The organism is Paenibacillus solani (genome assembly GCF_001277345.1).
In the GTDB taxonomy this organism is placed as follows: Bacteria; Bacillota; Bacilli; order Paenibacillales; family Paenibacillaceae; genus Paenibacillus_AQ; species Paenibacillus_AQ solani.
Map to the genome: position 1 here is coordinate 438508 of NZ_LIUT01000001.1, position 21315 is coordinate 459822.

At 49.6% G+C, this 21315-nt stretch carries 9 protein-coding genes and 1 pseudogene; 7 read left to right on the forward strand and 3 right to left on the reverse strand.

Going from position 1 to position 21315, the window contains the following annotated elements:
* Positions 1 to 24: 24 nt before the first annotated feature.
* A pseudogene (gene chrS / locus AM231_RS01935) lies at positions 25 to 511 on the reverse strand (chromate efflux transcriptional regulator ChrS).
* A 314-nt stretch (positions 512 to 825) separates the two neighbouring features.
* Here chrS and AM231_RS01940 point away from each other — a divergent pair.
* The 7 genes from AM231_RS01940 (at position 826) to AM231_RS01970 (ending at position 18931) form a co-directional block, all read left to right on the forward strand.
* Positions 826 to 1869 (forward strand): CapA family protein, encoded by a 1044-nt coding sequence (locus AM231_RS01940; RefSeq protein ID WP_054403512.1) that lies wholly within the window; start codon positions 826 to 828, stop codon positions 1867 to 1869.
* A 360-nt stretch (positions 1870 to 2229) separates the two neighbouring features.
* The gene (locus AM231_RS01945) at positions 2230 to 8361 is read left to right on the forward strand and encodes a phosphodiester glycosidase family protein (RefSeq protein ID WP_054401074.1); all 6132 of its coding nucleotides are present in this window, start codon (positions 2230 to 2232) and stop codon (positions 8359 to 8361) included.
* A gap of 191 nt (positions 8362 to 8552) precedes the next feature.
* Positions 8553 to 8879: an antibiotic biosynthesis monooxygenase family protein gene (locus AM231_RS01950; RefSeq protein ID WP_053489563.1), complete on the forward strand. Its 327-nt coding sequence runs from the start codon at positions 8553 to 8555 to the stop codon at positions 8877 to 8879.
* A gap of 39 nt (positions 8880 to 8918) precedes the next feature.
* Positions 8919 to 9914 (forward strand): Gfo/Idh/MocA family protein, encoded by a 996-nt coding sequence (locus AM231_RS01955; protein ID WP_054401075.1) that lies wholly within the window; start codon positions 8919 to 8921, stop codon positions 9912 to 9914.
* A gap of 211 nt (positions 9915 to 10125) precedes the next feature.
* A complete protein-coding gene (locus AM231_RS01960; RefSeq protein ID WP_054401076.1) occupies positions 10126 to 14238 on the forward strand; it encodes an S-layer homology domain-containing protein in 4113 nt (1370 codons plus the stop codon).
* A gap of 300 nt (positions 14239 to 14538) precedes the next feature.
* Complete coding sequence (locus AM231_RS01965) at positions 14539 to 18165, forward strand: family 10 glycosylhydrolase (protein WP_054401077.1); 3627 nt, start codon at positions 14539 to 14541, stop codon at positions 18163 to 18165.
* 112 nt (positions 18166 to 18277) lie between these two features.
* Positions 18278 to 18931 (forward strand): TVP38/TMEM64 family protein, encoded by a 654-nt coding sequence (locus AM231_RS01970; RefSeq protein WP_054401078.1) that lies wholly within the window; start codon positions 18278 to 18280, stop codon positions 18929 to 18931.
* Positions 18932 to 18947: 16 nt separating this feature from the next.
* On the opposite strand, the gene AM231_RS01975 is transcribed toward AM231_RS01970, so the two are convergent.
* Positions 18948 to 20579: a PH domain-containing protein gene (locus AM231_RS01975; protein WP_106406042.1), complete on the reverse strand. Its 1632-nt coding sequence runs from the start codon at positions 20577 to 20579 to the stop codon at positions 18948 to 18950.
* Positions 20572 to 21054 (reverse strand): PH domain-containing protein, encoded by a 483-nt coding sequence (locus AM231_RS01980; protein WP_054401079.1) that lies wholly within the window; start codon positions 21052 to 21054, stop codon positions 20572 to 20574. Before AM231_RS01980 ends, AM231_RS01975 begins: the two co-directional genes overlap by 8 nt.
* Positions 21055 to 21315 lie beyond the last annotated feature (261 nt).

Below are 21315 nucleotides of genomic sequence, written 5' to 3' on the forward strand. Positions count from 1 at the left end.
CCTTTCTGTCGAAGTCATTTAGAGTTAGAGTCTGATACCCATCCGGCTTTTATAGCGTTTGATTAAGATTTGTGTATCTACGCTTGTAATGCCCGGGAGCAGATAGAGCTTTTCGTGTAAAAACAATTCCATTTCATGATGATCAGTAAACAGCCCGTGCATATGCAATTTGCTTGGACCGGTCATATGATAGAGGCTTGTGACTTGCGGTTCGTGCTCGAGCGTATCCGCCACTTGTTGCAAATATTTGGGCTCAACCTCCACATTAAAAAAAAGCGGACACCGAAATCCCGACTTTCTCCGGATTAATAACCGCCGCGAATCGTTCAATGACGCCCTCATCGATCAGGGCATTGACTCTGACCTGTACGGCAACCCGGGATAATCCGATTTCCTTGCCCAAATCCGTATAGGATATTCGTCCATTCTTACCAAGAATGGCAATGATCTTGCGGTCCGTTTCATCCATGATGGCTGATTTCCCTCCAATAGAGTGAATATCCGTATCCATGAATTGCAGCTCCTTTTACTTATATGTAACCATTACACTGTTTATTTGCTGCAAAACGTAATCTCATCGCTTCTATTAATGACGATAAGTTTAAATATATAAGGGTTTGATGATGTTTTCAATATAACACCAAAAAGATGAAACTTTTTGCCCCCGATTTAAGTCTATGACTATGAACAAATAGGGAGGGAATAATCCTCTTCGTTCGATTTATGGTTCCCTCTATGCAATTACCCTTTTATATCCATTTGTGATAGGATGTTTGAGGGAAATACTAGTTTCATAGGAGATATGAGTGGAAAGGCGGTATGCGTATGAAGAGATTAATAGGATTTATTCTGGTGATTGCCATGATTTTACCGATGAGTATCGTTTCAGCGGCAGGCACCGAGGGAAAGAAGACTGCAGATGACAAACCGATCCAGCTGGTTTTTGCTGGTGATATATTATTGGACGGATTTGTCGGCAGCCAGATTGATAGATTCGGAAATGAATTCCCGTTTAAAAAGGTAGCCCCTATCTTGAAAAAGGCGGACATGGCTTTTGCCAATCTGGAAACCCCAGTGTCCATTCGAGGCAAGGCAGCGGAGAAAACCTTTGCTTTCCGTTCGAAGCCGGATACCCTCAAATGCTTGGTCTATGCGGGGATCGATGGTGTTACACTTGCTAATAACCACATTCTGGACTACGGGCAGCAGGCTATGCTGGATACGATTACACATCTGAATCGCCAGAAGATCGGGTATACAGGTGCAGGGCGTACGATTGACGAGGCTTTCAAGCCTTATGTGCAGAAAATAAACGGCAAAAAAGTAGCAGTACTGGGCGTCAGCCGGGTGCTCTCGGATAATTCCTGGATTGCCGGCAAGAACCATCCCGGCGCAGCTTCTGCCTACACGATGGAGCCGATGCTGAGTCATATTAAACAGTCGGCGAAAATGAATGATTATACGATCGTGTACATACACTGGAACCAGGAATTTGCGGATTATCCCGAAGATTATGCGCGTACGATGGCGAAGAAAATGATTGATGCCGGTGCGGACATCATTATCGGCTCCCATAGCCATACCTTGATGGGCATTGAATACTACAAAGGTAAACCTATTTATTACTCACTCGGTAATTTCGTATTTAACCGTTCGACCCGGGGCGGAGATAAAACGCTGCAATCCATGATGGTGCATGTGGATATCCAAGGTTCCAAGATCACAAGCCGGGTAACACCAGTGAAAATTATTAGCGGTCAACCGAACTTGATGGATAAAAAGTATAATAAAGAAATTATCGCGAAATTGAACAAGCTTTCATATAATGCGAAGATTGATGCAAGTGGCAACGTCACTCCAAAAAAATAACAAATTACTTGAAAAACTGCAGCTAAGGGCTGCAGTTTTTTTTGGTGTTTGTGAAGATAGTGTATTTACCGTTTTCAGCGTGAATATATGTTAGGCATGTTCAGAAAAGGAGAGGGAGGGCCAGCTTACGGCATCCAAGAGAAAATTCCTGCCCAAAATTAAAATAATATTTTATAAAATATATTGAATTTCGAAATAAAATTTCAATATGATAGAGAGAGTAAATTAACTTCTTGTTAATACAGATTGGAGGTGGAATTAACAAGTAAGCTCTATACTCCCGAGTAGGTCTCTCATTTTTTGAAAGACGCAGTAGGGAGAAATCAGATCCCCAGCTTAGAGAAGGAGGAATTCATGTACATGTTTCGGAACAAAAAGAAAATATCATCGTTGCTTAGCGGAGTGATGTTTCTATCGCTTCTGTTTCCTACCGGATTATCTGCTTCATCTGCTAATCCTGCTGCCTCGCCGTCGGTTATTGATATGCGCCAAACGGAGATTGGGCCAGGGGCTACATACACATGGGCAAATATGAAGAAGGGCAGTGGTGAGCAGAAGATCCACATGGTAGAATTTCATTCCTCGCAAGGGAATCTCGAGCTTCAGCCCGGACTCACGGACGGCAAGGTATACGGCATGCAAGGGGTCAGCAGCATGGCATCCGCGGCGGACAAGGAAGGCAACCGTGTCATTGCCGCAGTAAACGGGGATTTTTATGATATGTCCACCGGGATTCCGCTCGGATTGTTTATGGGAGATGGGGAGTTTCTGACTGATCCGCCTAATGGACGGCTGGCATTCGGAATCAAGAAGGATGGAACTACTTTGTTCGGAAGTCCGAAATTGACGAAAAACGTGTCGATAGGCGGAACCCTAAGCAGTCTATCATCCATCAACCGTCTTCGGGGGACGGACGCCCTTGTTCTTTATACTGAAAAATTTCAAGCAACAACGATGACGAATAATCTTGGCGACGAGGTTATCCTGGATATCGTAAGCGGCAGAGCCGCCAGTGGGGAAACCATGACAATGAGAGTGGCCTCCATTCTTAAGGATCAGGGGAACTCTTCTATCGGAAAAAATCAAGTGGTGCTGTCAGCTTCAGGATCGCAGCGAAACAAGCTTGCAGGTCTAAATCCAGGTGACGAAGTGACCGCGACCTTTGCGTTTGAAGAAGCTTGGAAGGACGTCACGATGGCGATCGGCGGTAATGTGATGCTGGTGCAGGATGGCGCTGTTCAGCAGCATACCGATCCAGCCATACATCCAAGAACGGTGGTTGGCACCAAAGCGGACGGATCGGTTGTGTTGTTTGAAGTTGATGGCCGTCAGCCCGGCTTCAGTGAAGGGCTTAGCTACATGGAGCTTGGCGAAATGCTGAAAGAGCTGGGTGTGGTTAACGCGCTGAATTTGGACGGTGGCGGTTCGGCTACATTTGTCGCGCGTCTGCCTGGAGAATCGATGGTCAAGGTACTCAACTCGCCATCAGATGGCGGTGAACGCAAGACGGCCAACGGTATTTTACTGGTGAACAAGGCTCTTGAAGGAGCAGCGAATAAACTGGTCGTGGCTCCCACAATGGAGAGAGTATTAACGGGTTCCTCTGCAACTTTTAAGGCGGCAGCGGTGGATGAGAATCTGCATCCGGCCAGGATGACTGAGTCATTGATGTGGAGTATCGACCCAGTTTATGGAACCATTGACTCTAGCGGCACTCTCAAGACCGGGGAACTTGCCGGGCTAACGGAGATTGCGGTGCAATCCGGCAATCTGACCGGAACAGCTAAAGTTGAGGTGGTGGACGAGCTAACAGAGCTCAGATTTCCCGACGTCGTAAAAACCCTCTCTTCGGGTTCTAAAGAGACGCTCAAGGTCATTGCGCTCCGCAATGGACAAGTGGTGCAAGCAGACAATAACCGCTTGGAGTGGCGAACGGAAGGAGAGATCGGTACGATTGACGGGAACGGCGTGATCACCGCAACGGATAAACAGGATGTCAGCGGTAAAATCTTCGTGAAGTACGGTCAAGTGGAGGCCTCCATGGATGTGAACGTGGGAATTCCACCCGTCATGCTGGAGGACTTCGAGAATGGGCTTGACCGTTATCTACCAAGCGCAGGAGCCCAGTATAAGTCAACCAAAGTATCCATTGAGACCGACGAGACCTACATTCGATCAGGAAATGGAGCATTAAAGCTGGAATATGATTTTACCGGAACGACAGGCACTTCTGGCGCCTATCTGCAGGCGAAGGAGGCCGGAGATCATATCGAAATTCCGGGTTATCCAGAGAAGATTAGTATGTGGGTTTACGGAGATGGTAACGGGCATTGGCTCCGCGCCCAGATCTATGACAGCAAGGGCAATATACCGCTCGATTTTACAGATCAGAGCATCGGTGTTGATTTCAAAGGATGGAAGTATCTTGAAGCTTCCGTGCCCAAGGGAAGAACCCTTCCTCTGAAGATGGACATGCCCGTTCGTTATATGGAGCCTCAGGCCGCGAAGAAGGATGCCGGGGTTATCTACGTAGATGAGATACGTGCATTATATGGTCCGGCAGATGACGATATCGATCCGCCGGTGTTGAAGAAATTTTCGCCTGCGGACGGTGAAGAGATCAAGGTGAATACGCCGACCATTACCGTTTACGCGGAGGATGCAGGCTATGATCCTGAGGTACACCCCGGAACGACGCTGATCGATCCGGACAGAATCCGATTCTACCTGGACGGCAGTTTGGTACAGCATACCCTGTATCCGCCGGAAGGGAAGATCTATTACACCCCGAGTGTTCCGCTTGCCGATGGTGTGCATCAGGCGAAAGTAACCGTCCGTGACCTCTCCGGCAACCAAACGACCGAGGAATGGCATTTCACGGTAAACACGGATGCTGCCAAGGTAGTGTATGGCACACCGGATACGGTCTACGCAGGCGGCAGCTATACGGTGGACATTAGCGGGGTAAAAACATCTTTAATACACAGCGGACATCTGGAATTTCAATTTGATCTAACCAAGGTGGAGAATCTGCAGCTTATACCAGGGGACAAGCTGAGTCCATCCCAGATTAGCGTAAGCATTGACCCTACTACAGGAAAGGTCAGAGTGACCTGGAAGGATATTCATGCCGCTTCTCTGCAGGATACGGATTGGATTGGACAAATCCGATATGACGTGAAGAAGAACGCAACCGGAAGCAGCATCATTTCCCTTACATCCGGTGGAGTGTCCTTTGCTGATACGGGTAATACCGAATTTTCATTCTACGGTCTTCCGCTGAACTCGCAGATTGCTACGCATTATGCGCTTAGCTGGAGTGAGGAGGGTGCGGTGCAGGGGTACGAAACCGAGTTCTCCGTAACCGATGCACAGGGTCAGCCTGTCGAAGGCGCTATGATTATGGCTGATGGAGCAGCGGTTGGGACGACAGATGCAGCAGGCATTTTAAAGACGGGAACGCTGACATCTCAGGTAAAGACGTACGAAGTACAGGCCGTGAAGAATAATCAATATAGCCCGGCCTTGGAGTTCAAGGTTTCCCCGCTGGCGGGAAGCCCGATCCCAACTAATATCAGCGTAGGCATGGGCGAAGATCCTACCACGTCACGGATGCTGAACTGGCATACAGATCCTGCTACGGAACATACTGTTGTGGAATTGGCCAAGCAATCGGAATTTACGGATTTCGCTGCGGGGAATATCCAAAAATTCGTTGGTACCAGCGAGTTGTACCATACGCTGGATTTGGGCACTGTCCGTGTCCATAAGGCAACGGCAGCCGGTCTTGAGCCAGACACGGAATATGTGTATCGTGTCGGTGATGGACAAGGTCATTACAGCACGCAAGGCTCTTTTAGAACAACAGAGGTAACGGGAGATACGACAAAATTTCTATATTTTGCTGATTCACAGGCATCCTCTGCTAAAGAGTTCGAGCTGTGGGGGAAGACGATCGATAAGGCGGCAGCCGAGCACCCGGATGCTGAGTTTATGGTGCATGCCGGCGATATGGTGGATAAGGGGTTTTTGGAGGCACAGTGGAACTACTGGTTTGAAGAAGCCCAGAAACATTTCCTCCATACGACGCTTGTATCTGCCATCGGCAACCATGAAGTGATGGGAACGAAGGAGAACGGGGATTTCCTTGCTCACTTCAACCAGCCGGGCAATGGTCTGGAGAGTCTGAAGGGAACCAATTTCTCTTTTGACTACAAGAATATTCATTTCATTATGCTGAACAGCGAGTATCAGCTGGAAGATCAGAAAAAATGGCTCCAGCAGGACCTGGCCAGCAATGACAAGGATTGGACCATTGCGATGTTCCACCGCGGGCCATATGGAAGCATCTATGATTCCGCAGAGGTACGGAGCTTGTGGGCGCCAGTGCTTGAGGAATTCGGTGTGGATCTCGTATTGAACGGTCATGATCATATCTATATTCGTACCTTCCCAATGATGAATAACCAAATTGCAGCCGATGGAATAGGCTCAACCTACGTCGTCGCAGGTTCGTCGGGGCCTAAATTCTATTCCCATACGGAGCGGGGCTGGCATGAGGTGGTCGATGATGAACCGGCGCAGATGTATGCCTCCGTGGAAGTGAAGGGAGACGAGCTTCACTTTGTAACCAAAACGATTGGCGGCCGAGTCGTGGATGAATTTACACTGACGAGATCGGTAATGAAGCCCAAGCCGGAGCGGTTGATCATAAATCCTGATCAGCTGAGTCTTGCCGTCAGCGAGAGCCATCCTTTAAGCGTCCAAGTGAAGCCAAGCGGGGCTGAGCGGACGGTGGTGTGGTCTGTATACCAATCCGAACCTGCGGAGGATGTCGTCAGTGTTTCCGTAGACGGAATCGTGTCGGCACAAAATATCGGCAGCGCGGTTGTAAGAGCGACCAGCACGGCAGCCCCGGAGGTCTATGCAGATGTGTTAATTACGGTGGACCGTGTGCCAGAGGGAAGCGTTGAATCGATTACCCTGAACGGCAGAACAGAGCTGAAGGTGGGGGATACGGATCAGACTGTTACAGAGGCGGTATATTCCGATGGCAGCCGGATCCGTTTGATTGATGGTATTACTTACGAGAGTAGCAAGCCGGAGGTCGCTTCCATTGATGAACAGGGCTTAGTCCTTGCATTGGCAGAAGGAGCGACCGTGATTTCGGCGACCTACGAAGGATTTAAGTCGGTATATGATTTGAAAGTAAGAATGGTTGATGGTAGTAATCCTGGTCCGGAGCCTCCGGTAACGCCACCGGTGAATCCACCGGTTCAGCCACCGGTAAACCCACCGGTCCAACCGCCGGTAACACCACCCGTAATACCACCGGTGACGCCACCAATAGCACCGCCCGTATCACCGCCATCAGGCAGCATTGCCTTATCCGCGAGCGAACTGGCAGCCAAGCTGTCAAATGGACAGGCAATTTTAATGCTAAACGGAAACTTTACGGATATCACGCTGCCAGGAAATGCAGCTGACATTCTCAAGAAGAATGGCTCCCTTCGTATAGAAGCGAGTAACATGGCTATTACAATTCCGGCTGAAGTGCTTCGTCAGGTGGGTGGCCTTGCAGAGGCTGATCAGCTTGAGAAGGGCACGATAAAACTGAGCGCCGCCACACTATCGAATGCGGAGCTGAAGCAGCGGATCACACAAGCTGCCCGCGTCTCCAGCGCTAAACTGACGGCTGCGGGAGATGTATTGGAGTTCCAGCTGCAAAGGATCACCGCGGATGGCCAAGCATTTAGCTTAACTGAATTTGCACAACCCATCATGCTTGAATTACCGCTGCCAACAGATGCTGGTGGCAAGAGAATCTCCATGTACTATATTTCAGACAACGGTGCGTTGGAGTATATTGACGGCATGAACAAAGATGGCCGCATAATCGGGAAGATCAGGCATTTCAGTGCATACGGCTTGCTCAACTATGAGAAAATATTTGCCGATGTGAAAGCCTCGTTCTGGGCTGCGGATGTGATTAGTGAGTTAGCCGCGAAGCAGCTTATTGAAGGGGTCAGCATGGAACGCTTTGCTCCAGCTCGGCAGGTGACCCGGGCTGAATTTGCAGCAATGCTGGTTCGTCTGCTTGATCTCCGGGCAGAGAGCTCTGCGCCGTTTGACGATGTATCTTCTGGCAAATGGTACGCAAAGGCGGTGGTAGCAGCCGCCCAGTCAGGCATCGTGAACGGAACCAGCACAAAGCATTTTGATCCCGAAACTCCAATTAAGCGTCAGGAAATGGCGGCTATGTTAGTTCGGGCATATGCCCACGCGAAGAACCAACCGCAGGGGGACAGCAGGTCAGGCAGCGAATTTGCTGATCTCGCTTCATCCCCGGAATGGGCTCGGGAAGCGGTAGAAACCGCGCATGTCCTAGGTTTAGTTGAGGGACACACTCCGAACCGTTTTGAACCGGAAGGCTTGACGACACGTGCGGAAAGCGCGCAGGTCATCTATAATCTGTTGCACAAACTGAAGTAAAGAATGGAAAGCCAGAGAACCGCTTTTTTTCTCCTGTAAAGTATCACAGAAGAAGGAGGCGGTTTTCTTTTTAAGTCCTTCTTTTGCAGGTTAAGAAATAACGGAAGTTCCGATATAATGATATACATAGTTCAAATACGAACGTAAGCAGAAGTAATGGTTAATCTGGTAACCGGAAAGAAGGCGAAAGAATGACGGAATACGCGAATACGCCGAAACCGCCTTATTATGCCTGCATTTTTGTGTCCAAGCGCACAGCAGGGGATCAGGGTTACAGCGTGATGTCGGACAAAATGGCAGAGCTCGCAGCGCAGCAGCCCGGCTATTTGGGTGTGGAGTCTGCCCGGGACGAAGGCTTGGGAATTACGGTATCCTATTGGGATTCCCTGGAGGCCATTCGTTTATGGAAGGAGAATGCCGCTCATCAGGTAGCGCAGGAGCGGGGCAGGAACGAGTGGTATGAAAGCTTTGGCTTGCGAATTTGCAGGGTGGAGAGGGACAGCTTCTACAACCTTTAGGTAGCGCTATATCATGGAGAGGAAGAGAGGAGAAGATTTATGGAGCAGAATCGGGGCAAGATTAGATGGGGCATCATGGGGACGGGCTGGATTGCAGAGCAGTTTGCAGCCGATCTGGCGTATGTGGAGAATGCCCAGTTTCTGGCCGTGGGCTCTCGCACGGCAAGTCATGCAGGCGAGTTTGCTTCGAAATATGACATACCGCGGGCTTATGGCAGTTACGAGGAACTCGTGAGGGATCCTGATGTCGACGTCGTGTACATAGCAACTCCGCATCCGCTGCATCGGGATCATGCTTTGATGTGTCTCCAGGCCGGTAAATCCGTGCTGTGTGAGAAACCGTTCACGATCAATGAGGATGAACTCGAGGAATTGGTGGCGGCTGCACGGGAGCAGAAGCTGTTTCTGATGGAGGCCATGTGGACGCGTTTCCTTCCACCGATCCGGCAAGTGTGCGAATGGCTGAATAATGGGCTTATCGGTGACGTTCGGCTGCTGAAGGCTGACTTTGGGTTTCGGAGCGGCTGGAATCCGCAAGGCCGTTTGCTGAATTTGGAACTAGGTGGCGGGGCACTTCTGGATGCAGGTATTTACCCGGTGTCATTTGCCTCTATGGTTTTTGGAGCAGATCCAGATAAGATATGGAGTACCGCGCATATTGGCGAGACGGGGGTGGATGAGCAGTTCTCCGTTATTCTATCCTATGAGTCAGGCAAAACTGCATCGTTAAACGGGGCAATCCGGCTTGGATTGACAAATGAAGCTTACATTTATGGTACGGGCGGGCATATTCACATTCCATCCTTTCTGAATGCGACATCCGCATCGCTTCATGTAGATGGCAAGGAACCGGTGATCATTACGGATGACCGTCAGGAGAAGGGATATAGCTTCGAGGCTTACGAAGTGGGGCGATGCCTGCTGGAAGGAAGGCTTGAGAGCGACGTGATGTCGCTGGATGAGTCGCTTGCCATTATGAGACTGCTGGATCAAATCCGGGGGCAGTGGGGGCTGAAATACCCGTCGGAAGGTTAAGCCAAATAGAAGTTTAAGGAAGCAGCGTGAGAGAGTGTTCTCGCACTGCTTTTTTTAGTTGGGATGAATAAGGGGCAGTATTTAGGTTCTCATGTCTTTATTTACATACGTTTTACGCTGGGATAACAACCCATTAATCCCCCTTTGTTATGCTGGAGCTGTTTGAGAGTTCTTGATACAGACCCACCTACATAACAAAAGGAGAGAATAAATGATTAATCACATGTACAAGAAGCTATTATCCATGCTGTTATCTACGGCACTTGTGTTAGGGTTTTTTACAGGTATTGGGGGTCCTACAGCAGTAGAAGCCGCTACACAGGATCAACCAGATATTTTGCTGCATCGGAATGCCGAGTGGAAGTATTTTGATCAGGGCCAAGATTTAACAACCGTATGGCGCGCCACTTATGATGATTCCTCTTGGGAATCCGGACTGGCTCCTTTCGGGTATAAAGATAACGGTAGTGGGGTATCTACTGCTGAATTTGGGTCGCTAAATACCGAAGTTTCCTATGGTCCGGACAAGAAGCTCAAACACCGCACAACTTATTTCCGTACGAATCTTCATGTCAACAAGGATCAAATTGACGGTTACGGCCAGATTCTCGGCACGTTTGGTGTTGATGATGGCGCCGTCGTTTATGTCAATGGTCATGAAATCAGACGTATGGGTTTACCTGAGGGTGAGATTACTTATGATACAAAGGCGACCTCGAACAAGGACCTCCCTGTTGTGTATAAGGATGTCGATCTGACGGAGCCGCTGAAAGCATATTTACAGGATGGCAACAACGAAATCGCGGTCGAGGTTCATCAGCAGAGTGATAGCAGCTCAGATCTGTATTTTGATATGGAACTTGCCGCGTTAGCACAGGCGCCGCTGCTTGATATTTCAAAGGTTACCGTAACCTTCTATGGAGATGCGACAAGCACGAAGGGGTTTACATGGTATACTCCGCTGGTCTCTTCGCAAAGTGATGTACAGGTTGTGGAGAATCGCGGCACTGCGCCGGACTTTAGCCAGGCCCTGGAATTTAGCGGGCGAACCTCCGTTTCCTCGAATTCTCCAGGTGAGCATGTACATAAAGCGGAAGCGACAGGCTTATCGGCAGATACCTCCTATTATTTCAGGGTCGGGGACCAAAGTCTGAATTTATGGAGTGAGATAGGAACCTTCCAAACAGCACCTATCAGCGGTCCCTTCACATTTATTGATCTGACGGATACACAGGCGAAGGAAGAGGACGAGGCCAGTCTGTCGGCAGCCACCTTGTCCAAAGCGCTTGCCACAATCCCGAATGCCAAATTCGTGATGCATAACGGAGATGTGGTCGAGAACGGCACCTCAGAGCAGGAATGGAACTGGCTGCTGGGCCATTCGCAATCCAGTCTTTTGAACACAACCATCGTGCCGGCAGCGGGCAACCATGAGGATAAGAACTATGCCTTCTATGAGCATTTTAATGTGAAGCAACCGGATAACGCTGCGACAATTACTGGCGCGTACTACTCTTACGATTACAGCAATGCGCATTTCATCGTGCTTAACTCCAATGAGAATTCATCCGAGTACGCGAACTTCTCAACAGAGCAAGTAGCGTGGATGAAACAGGATGTGGAGCAGGCGAAGGCTGCTGGAGCAAAGTGGATTATCGTCAATATCCATAAAGGGCCTTATACAACATCGAATCATGCAACTGACAAAGACATAATTGGCGCTAATGGAGTAAGAAACCAAATTGCTCCCCTGATGAACGAGCTTGGGATTGATATGGTGCTGCAGGGACATGACCACATCTATGCGCGTACGAAGCCAATCAAGCGTGATGGAACTGCAGAGGATGTCACCAAAATTACCGAGACGCTAAATGGGCAGAGCATCGAGTACGCAGTTAAACCGGATGGAACCATCTATATGATTCCTGCTACCGCAGGGGCCAAGGTTTATTTCAAGAACCAAAAGCCGGAGCTGGGAGACGCGTATTTCAATTTGTTTGAGCGGGCAGAAGAGAATCATGCCCGTAAATACGGGGATTCAACCAGCCTTGCCAGAGGTCAAGTTCAGAACTTTGTCGGTTTTACGATCGACGGGGGCAAGCTGACGGCCGTAACATATGAAATCGATCAGAATCAGAACAGCGGGCAGCCGTTTATCGTGGATCAGTTCGGTATCATGAAGGAGACAAAACCGGATCCTGTTCAAGAAAAAGTGAGTAAAGTAACGGTTACATTCCATGGTGATGCCAAAACGTCCAAGGGTTTTACCTGGTATACTTCTCAGCAGGTGACAAACAGTGATCTTCAAGTTGTGGAGAAGTCTGCGGCTGCGGCTGACTTTACGAATGGGATCTCGTTCCAAGGACGTTCGGCTGCTTCTACTAATTCTGAGGCAGAACTTGTGCACAAAGCAGAAGCAACAAAGCTCAAGCCTAACACATCCTACTATTTCCGCGTAGGGGATGCAGCGCTTGGGGTTTGGAGCGAGACGGGAACCTTCCAGACTGCGCCGGAGAAAGGTGCATTCACGTTTATTGATTTGGCCGATACGCAGGCGAAGGAAGAAGAGGAGGCCTTGCTCTCATCCGAGACACTGGCCAAAGCTCTGGCTACTGTGCCGGAAGCACAATTCGTCATCCATAACGGCGATATTGTAGACAAGGGCGTCAAGGAAGAACAGTGGAACTGGTTGTTAGGGTATTCGCAGCAAAGCTTGCTCCATACAACGCTGGTGCCATCTGCGGGCAACCATGAGGATGAGAACTACGCTTTTATCGAGCATTTCAATGTGCAGCAGCCGGACAACTCGGCAACAGAGACTGGAGCGTATTACTCGTACGATTACAGCAACGCGCATTTCGTTGTTTTGAATTCCAATGAGGATTCGGACACGTACGATAATTTCTCGGTCGAACAGGTGGAATGGCTTAAACAAGATGTGCAAAAGGCTAAAAAAGCCGGCGCACAGTGGGTGATCGTTAATATTCATAAGGGTCCGTACACCACTTCGAATCATGCGACGGACTCCGATATTATGGGAGCCAATGGCGTTAGATCCAAGATTGCTCCGTTAATGGCAGAGCTCGGCATTGATTTGGTATTACAGGGTCATGATCATATTTATGCCCGCACCAAACCGATCAAAGCTGACGGAAAAGCGGCAGAGGTAGAGAAAATTACGGAAATGCTAAATGGTGAGAAGCTGGAATATTCGGTCAATCCGGAAGGTGCAATCTATTTGATTCCAGCCACCGCGGGACCTAAGGTCTATTATAAGAATCCGAGTGAAAAGCTTGGAGATGCATACTACGGACTGTTCGAACGTGCGGAAGAAAACCACGCGGCTAAATATGGCCCCGATCCAAACGATAATCGGCGACCGAAACGCAGCCAGGTACAGAATTTCGTCGGTATTACGATAGATGGCGGCAAGCTGACTGCGGTCACGTATGAAATTGACCAAAATCTTAAAGGAGCACAGCCGTTTATCGTTGATCAATTCGGTATTGTGAAGAAGGATGCTGTTGTGCCGAAACCTGATCCGGGTACTCCAAATCCTGGGACACCGAATCCTGGGACACCAAATCCGGACTCCGGCATTTCCAATCCAGGACCGGGAAGCAGTTCTAGTTCGGGCAGCAATCCTGGTTCCGGTTCTGGGAATGGAACAAGCTCAGTCCCTGCAAACGGTTCAGGTACGGGGAATGGGACGAAGCCGGATAATGGATCGGGTACAGATTCCCAGCATGGAAGCAATCAAGATACGGATTCAGACAAAGGTAATCCGCCAGCGCTGAAGGATACTGCGGGGCACTGGGCCAAATCAGCCATCGATAAGGCTGTGGCAGCTGGTTTCATTAACGGCTATGGAGATGGAACTTTCAGGCCTAATCAACAGGTTACACGGGCAGAGTTCATCACGATGCTGGTACGCGCGCTGCATCTTGATGAAGGCGGTGTTCAGCTCTCATTCCGTGACGCAGCCCAAATTCCTGCTTGGGCGAAGGATGCTGTAGCACAAGCAGTGGAAGCTGGTATTATCAGCGGTTACAAGGATGGCTCCTTCGGCCCTCATAAGCCGCTAAATCGGACGGAGCTGGTAGCGATGATCGTTCGCGCCAGCGGAATCAGCCCGGATTCGTCAGCGAAGCTGACTTTTAAAGATGCGAAGGAGATACAAGCGTGGGCTCGTCCCTATGTAGCGGCTGCAGTGGAAGTAGGATTGGTTGGCGGTGTAGGTAACAACCGCTTTGCACCACAGCAATTCGCAACACGTGCGGAAGCCGTGACGCTGATCATCGAACTTCTTGAATACGTGAACTGAATAAATTTTGAAGCTGAAGCCAAGGGGAGAGAACTCTCGTTTGGCTTCTTTTTTTGGTCTCATACGTCGTGAGATAGAAAATTCCTGCCTAATTTATAAAATTATATTTTATAAAAACTATTGAAAATTGAAATAAAATTTCATTATGATAGAGGAGAGATGAATTTGGATGTTTTTTTGTTCCATAAGGATCATCTAATTTGACTATTTGATTGGAGGTGGGAACTGCCGATTTCGATCAGACTTCGGTTTTCATGAATCGTAAGCGCATACATTTTCTAATGAGGAGTGAATTAGTGAATGAGAATTAAGAGGCGTATCAAGCGAAGCAGCAGAATCATTTTGCCCATGGTTTTAGCTTTTACAGTAATGTTCAGCTCGGCAGTTTCCGCAGCGGAAAATTTCTTTGATATGTCTGCAACTTCTGAAGGTTCTGAGCATGTCGTCCTGGAGAATTTTGAATCCGTAACGAATTTGCTCGCTTCTTCGGCCCGGGGAAAGGCCCAGCTGGATTTAGTGGGGAGGCCTGAGCCGATCTATTATGGTCATCATGCTGCAGCTTTAAGTTATGATTTTGTAGATGGTGAATCCGGCACTTCGGCGGCGTATCTCAACTTCAGAGACCCGGACGGGTCAATGGGCAGAAGCGTACCAGGCTCACCGACTGCTCTAGGGTTATGGGTTTACGGCGATGGCGGGGATCACTGGCTTCGAGCTCAGCTTCTGGATTCATCCGGTGGCACGCATACCGTGGACTTAACCTCGACGAGCGGCTTTAGCTGGAAAGGCTGGAGGTACGTCAAATTTAACGTTCCGTCTGCTATCAAGTATCCCCTTAAAGTGAACCAAATCTATATCGCGGAATTAAAAGACACGAATAAGAACAGGGGGACCGTGTACTTCGACAGGTTGTCCGCATTCTATTCGAATTCCCAAGTGTATGGGCTCGATATAGGTGGACTGACTCCCCTGAGTGTTGGAGAAACGGTGAAGCCTCAAGTATATGCTACATACGAAGGACAAACCGAGCCTGTATTGGTTACTGACGGTGTGAAGCTGACCAGCAGTGACGACAATATTGCCACAGTGACAGGAGTGACCTACGACACGATCGAGGCATTGGCACCGGGAACGGTCACGATAACAGCTCAATACGGTGACGCGCCGAAATCTCAGTATGAGCTTCATATTACGGCGGATACGCCACACCCTGGTGAATTACTGTTATCCGGGCCGCTTCATATGGAGACAAGCGTTACCGGCAAGATGAGAACCAGTGTGGTTTATTCCGTTTACGGTACCCCGACGGACCCTGTGTGGCTGACAGAAGATATCAGTTATGCCAGCGACCAGCCGGGCGTTGTATCGGTAGACCAAGCCGGCCAATTGACTGCTATTTCCGCTGGAACGGCAGCCATCACCGCTTCGTACCACGGCATGTCCGCGAAGCATGATATTACGGTAACGGACCCGGTTCCTGTACTGCAGAGCATCGAGCTTCAAGGCCTTACAGCGGTTACGGTCAGTGACTCATTCGAGACCGTAGTATCGGCAACCTACTCCTGGATGGAGGAGCCGGTGATTATTACGGAAGGTGTTACGTTTACGAGCAGTAATCCGAATGTAGCTACTATCGATCCTAAAGGAGTGGTATCCGGCTTGATGACAGGTTCCACGAGAATAACAGCTGATTTTCAAGGAAAGAGCAGCTCGCTCTATGTTACGGTAAATGAAGCTTCCGGGCATCCGAAGACCGAGATGAGAGCTGCTTGGATTGCGACCGTGGACAACATTGACTGGCCTGCCAAAGGCGTCACCGATCCGGAGCAGCAGAAGTTACAGTTTATCACTCTGCTGGATCAGCTCGAGGATGCAGGGATGAATGCCGTAATTATGCAGATCAAACCAACGGCAGATGCCTTCTATCCCTCCCAATATGGCCCTTGGTCCGAATGGTTGACGGGTATCCAGGGCAAAGATCCGGGTTACGATCCGCTGGCTTTCCTTCTTGAAGAGGTCCATAAGCGGAACATGGAGTTTCACGCTTGGTTTAATCCGTACCGCATCAGTCTGCAAGGGGATGTCAACAAACTTGTAGAGGACCATCCAGCGAAGCAGCATCCGGAATGGGTTGAAGAATATGGCGGCAAGCTGTATTTTAATCCAGGGATCCCGGAGGCACAGCAGTTTATTATCGATGGCATTATGGAGGTCGTGCGGAACTACGATATTGATGCTGTGCATTTTGACGACTATTTCTATCCGTACCCTGTAACCGGTGTGGATTTCCCGGATACGGACACGTTTAATCAATACAAGGGTACCTTTACAAATAAGAGTGTCTGGCGAAGAAATAATGTCAACGAATTCATACAGAACGTGAATGCTGCCATTAAGGCGGAGAAGAGCTATGTGAAATTCGGTATTAGCCCGTTTGGCATCTGGAAAAATAAATCCAGTGATCCGGCAGGTTCTGAAACTAACGGTTTGGAAAGTTATAATGCCATTTATGCTGATTCAAAAAAATGGGTGGATGAAGAATGGATCGACTATATAACGCCGCAGATTTATTGGAACATCGGGTATTCCGCGGCTGCTTATGATAAGCTGATCGATTGGTGGAGCGAGGTAGTCTCAGGCAAAAGGGTTCATTTGTACAGCGGACAAGCTCTGTATAAAATCGGTTCGAACACCGATTGGTCAAACCCCGAGGAATTGCCGAACCAGATCAAATACAACCGCAACTATGAAGAAGTCCAGGGCAGTATGTTTTTCAGCTCCAAATGGTTTCGGGATAACGCGCTTGGCTTCACAGACAGGCTGAAAAATGACCTATACCGATATCCGGCGTTAATCCCGGCGATGCCTTGGATCGATTCGACAGCGCCGTCATCTCCGCAGGGTCTGAAGGCTGAGTTTATACAGGAAGGGGTAAAGCTTAGCTGGTCATCAGCAGGTGATGAAGCGTATTATGCCGTATATCGCTTTGAAGGCGAAGAGGCAGGCAATATCCAGGATCCATCACATTTGATAGGGACATTCCGAAAGTCCGCGGATACGGTGCAATCGCTGGTGGATCGTAGCGTATTGAAGGATCAGGAGTATACTTACGTGGTGACTTCGGTTAATCGGCTTCATAACGAAAGTGACTCGAATTCATCGGTGACGGTCAAAACAGGTGACAATGGTCATCCGCCGGTGACACCACCGGTGGATCCGCCAGTGACGCCTCCAGTCACACCACCGGTGAATCCACCCGTGACGCCACCGGTCACACCGCCGGTGACGCCTCCAGTCACACCACCGGTGACACCGCCAGTGAATCCACCCGTGACACCACCGGTGAATCCTCCCGTAAAGCCGCCGACAACGCCGAAGACACGGGAATTCAGCGATATAGAGAAGGTGGGCTGGGCGAAGTCGGCTATTGAGAAATTGGCTGCGCTGGGCATTGTGGAAGGAATGGGACAGGACTCGTTCGAGCCGCTAAAGCCGGTAACTCGAGCCGAATTCTTGGCGATGCTGGTTCGTGCTTTCCAGCTGGAAGGATCGATAGATCTTCAATTTACGGATGTGAAACCAACCGACTGGCACTACGCGCTGATCGCCTCTGCGGTAGATGCTGGGTTAGTTCAAGGCGTGGGCGGGGGTAAATTTGAGCCGAATCGTCCGATTACCCGTCAGGAGATGGCTATTATGAGTGCTAATGCCTTGTCCTTATTCGCCGATATGAAGGCTGACGACGAGGGCGGAGCCTTGGCGAAATTTAAGGATAACAGCAGCATTGCGGGGTATGCGCGAAGTGCTGTCGCCCTCTTGGCCGAGAAAGGCGTGATTCAAGGGACTGGTCATGACCGATTTACACCAAAAGGCATCGCCAATCGTGCTCAAGCAGCAGTTATTATTTATAACTTGTTGAATCTTTAAAGATATAAACAGAGAAGGGGCATCCCTGTAACGAGGGGATGTCCCTATTTCTGCTTGTCCGCCTTTCTATGCTCCGTGATACAATAGGTGCATTACGGCATGGAGCGTGATTATGTTTAAGAAGATAGGAATGGCGTTGGTATACGCTGCGATAGGCGGCTTGGTTTACCATTATGGAGATGCCATATTAACCTGGATACGATCGACTGACGAGATAATGCTGATCATACTTATGGCTGTCATCATGGCCTTGTTTCCCGTGATCCCATACCCGGTGGTAGGAGGCGTAATCGGTGCTGCCTTAGGACCACTCATCGGCGGGATCGTCACTTGGGTCGGCTCTATTGCTGCTTCTATTCTGATGTTTATATTCATCCGCTACGGATTTCAGCAATGGGGCGGACGGGTGCTTTATCGTTATAACAGGCTGGGAAAAGTGACCACGATGTTCGAGAGGAATGCTTTTTTGGCCATACTCTTCTCCCGTTTGATCCCGTTTATCCCTTCTGTTGTGGTCAATGTGTATGCGGCGATCAGCAAAGTGACGTTTATCTCATACGGCATGGCGTCCGCTCTGGGAAAAATCCCTGCTATGCTTCTGTTCGCTTTAGTTGGAGACCGTCTTATGACCGATCCTTCACATATACTCATAACTATCGGTGTGTACGGTGTATTTCTCGTGGCAACATTCCTGGTTTACCGGTTATCTGGCTTTGGCACTTCGGGAAGAGCGAAGGCCAAACAGTCAGAGTTGATCAATCGATGAGGAGAGACCACTCCGCTTAGCAGGCGGAGGTCTCGCCCTTTTTCTTTTGGAACCATGCCCGAACAGCCTCGATCTCTCGCTGATCCATTCCGCGTAAACCTTCGTTGATCTCGCTAAATATCATCTTCACTTGAAGTGACAGAAGCCCTCTTCTTCGCTGTCTACGTGTACCGCTAACCTCCATGGCAATGATCTGCGGGCGGCGTATATATCTGGTGGAGACTGCAATGAAACGGCTGCGAATCGTGAGCTGTTTGTCCGTTAGATTGAGTCCGGAATCCCGGTGAGAAAGGAGTCCCCAAGCTAACGAGAGCGGGAGCAGCAGAAGTGATAACAAACCGAGACTTTGAAAATACCAAATGCACACAGCACAAATGATAGCGGCAAAAGCCAGCTTCCACCGCAGGTACATCCATTTTGCGCGGGGCGGCGGGGAAGCGGTAATGGCCTGAGCGCTGAATTGAGGCGTAACCCGATTCAGCAGTGCTGGAATATCTCCGATCTTCAGTAAAGGATGAAGCATGAAATGCTTATCGGACTCGGACGTCAGCACATGGACCTTCACCTCAGCGTAACCGAACCAGCGTCGGAATACGCCTTCTTTGACAGTAATGGCCAGCACCCGTTCGGGAGAGAAGAGCAGCCTCTTTCGCTCCAGTAGTCCACAGCTGACCGAGATTTGTTTCCCAATGCGCTCAACAGTGAAGCCCGCATATTTGATCGTATAGAGCACGGCCGAGAGCAGCCAGGATGCGATGAGCGCCAAAGCGGCGATGCCGATCCAACTGCCGGGCAGCAGCTTCCCTGCCGATTGAAACAGCAATTGGTACATCCGATCCGGGAGCAGGTCGTCCGCAAAAGATAGAATACCACCCACAAAGGCTAAAGCCAGTGACAGGTTGGGCGAGGAGAGAGCGGCTATGAGCAGGCGTCCTGAGGATAGCTGCAGCAGCGTGCTGCGTTCATCTTCTACCGTTCCTGGATTGCCCGCGGAGTGTCTCCCGGCGGTGTTGGAATCGGGATTCGCCAAACGATTGCTTTCAAATCCCTGGTTATGGTTCGGCGGGTGAATGAATTCCTGATTCTCCCGGGTTTCCGACGGTTGAACAGATGGCCTCTCACTCTCCGCGGAAAGGCAGTGGTCGGATGGGTCGGAGCTTTCATGTTGGTGTATTTCACGTTCCGTCTGCTTGGTTCTCGTTTGCTCGCGCAGCCAGCGTTGAAGCCTTTCGCCTTCGCTGTTGGTGACCGCAGGAAGTATGCCTCCGCCTTCGGTTTTGCCCGGTGTTTCTATTCGGACCTGGGTAAGTCCCAAAATACGCTGCAGCAAAGGCTGCTCCATATTCATGGAATGAATGCGACCTGTATAGATGGACAATTCCTCACGGAACAGAACACCGCGGCGGATGAGGATTTTGTCTTCTTCCAACGTATAGACAAAGCGCTTCCACTTCAGATATCCGTACAGAAGCAGAAGCGTAACCAGGATGATGATGACAGCCGACAGCCAGTACCAGGGGATGTCACGCAGCGACTTTCCGTTGAGGAATTTGAGGGATACTAGAGCTGCGATCGGAATGAGCGATTTTACGCTACCTACGAGCGGGAACAGGATGAACAGCCGGTGAAGTCTTGTTGGTTCATTCATCGTGATCCACCACTTTTGCCAGCTCGCCGATTTGTTTCTTCAGTTCCTCTGCTTCCTCCAGCTTAAGCGCCTGAATGACATGAGTCGTCGCGGCGGTAACAACCTTTACCTTAGCTAAGCCGTATTTACGGAGGAGCGGTCCCCGCTCCAGCTCGACATGCTGTACCCGCGTCATGGGGACCAGGGTATCGCTGAGCCAGATCCAGCCGGATCGTAGCTCCAATTCTTCCTCACTTACCCGGAAGCCGAATTGTTTGTAGGTGAAGGAGGGCACAGCCCAAGTAAACCAGATTCCGAGAACCAGCAATCCGATGGTGATCCAGCCTGGTATTAGGGTCCACCCGAATATAGCGGCGATAATCAGATATGCTACAGCTGCGAGCAGGATAACCCCATCCGTAATGATGCCCGTTATGCGGGAGATCGTTACGGAGTCCGGGTGACATCTGCGCATGGCGTCAAGCCGATTATCCATATGTATGTTCCTCCTTGATGTTAAAGATTCGAGCAGTCTTTGTATTTATATGTATGTCTACGTTACTCGGGAAAGATTCGTTTCTTCAAGGCCCCCGACTTGCTTGCTGTGCTTATCATTGTAGCATAACAGGTTGACGAGCAATTGAACCTAACCTAACGGTTGGGTGAACACATGCCGAATCTGTTAAGCTTGAGTTAAGGAATTTGGCGAACTGGATCGAGGTTTCACAACTTTCCTATATAATAAATGACTGAGAAT

Excerpts from the sequence above, each read along its gene's own strand:
- AM231_RS01940 (WP_054403512.1), top strand. The coding sequence starts at position 826 with ATGAAGAGATTAATAGGATTTATTCTGGTGATTGCCATGATTTTACCG.
- AM231_RS01945 (WP_054401074.1), top strand. The coding sequence starts at position 2,230 with ATGTTTCGGAACAAAAAGAAAATATCATCGTTGCTTAGCGGAGTGATG.
- AM231_RS01950 (WP_053489563.1), top strand. The coding sequence starts at position 8,553 with ATGACGGAATACGCGAATACGCCGAAACCGCCTTATTATGCCTGCATT.
- AM231_RS01955 (WP_054401075.1), top strand. The coding sequence starts at position 8,919 with ATGGAGCAGAATCGGGGCAAGATTAGATGGGGCATCATGGGGACGGGC.
- AM231_RS01960 (WP_054401076.1), top strand. The coding sequence starts at position 10,126 with ATGATTAATCACATGTACAAGAAGCTATTATCCATGCTGTTATCTACG.
- AM231_RS01965 (WP_054401077.1), top strand. The coding sequence starts at position 14,539 with ATGAGAATTAAGAGGCGTATCAAGCGAAGCAGCAGAATCATTTTGCCC.
- AM231_RS01970 (WP_054401078.1), top strand. The coding sequence starts at position 18,278 with ATGTTTAAGAAGATAGGAATGGCGTTGGTATACGCTGCGATAGGCGGC.
- AM231_RS01975 (WP_106406042.1), bottom strand. The coding sequence starts at position 20,579 with ATGAATGAACCAACAAGACTTCACCGGCTGTTCATCCTGTTCCCGCTC.
- AM231_RS01980 (WP_054401079.1), bottom strand. The coding sequence starts at position 21,054 with ATGGATAATCGGCTTGACGCCATGCGCAGATGTCACCCGGACTCCGTA.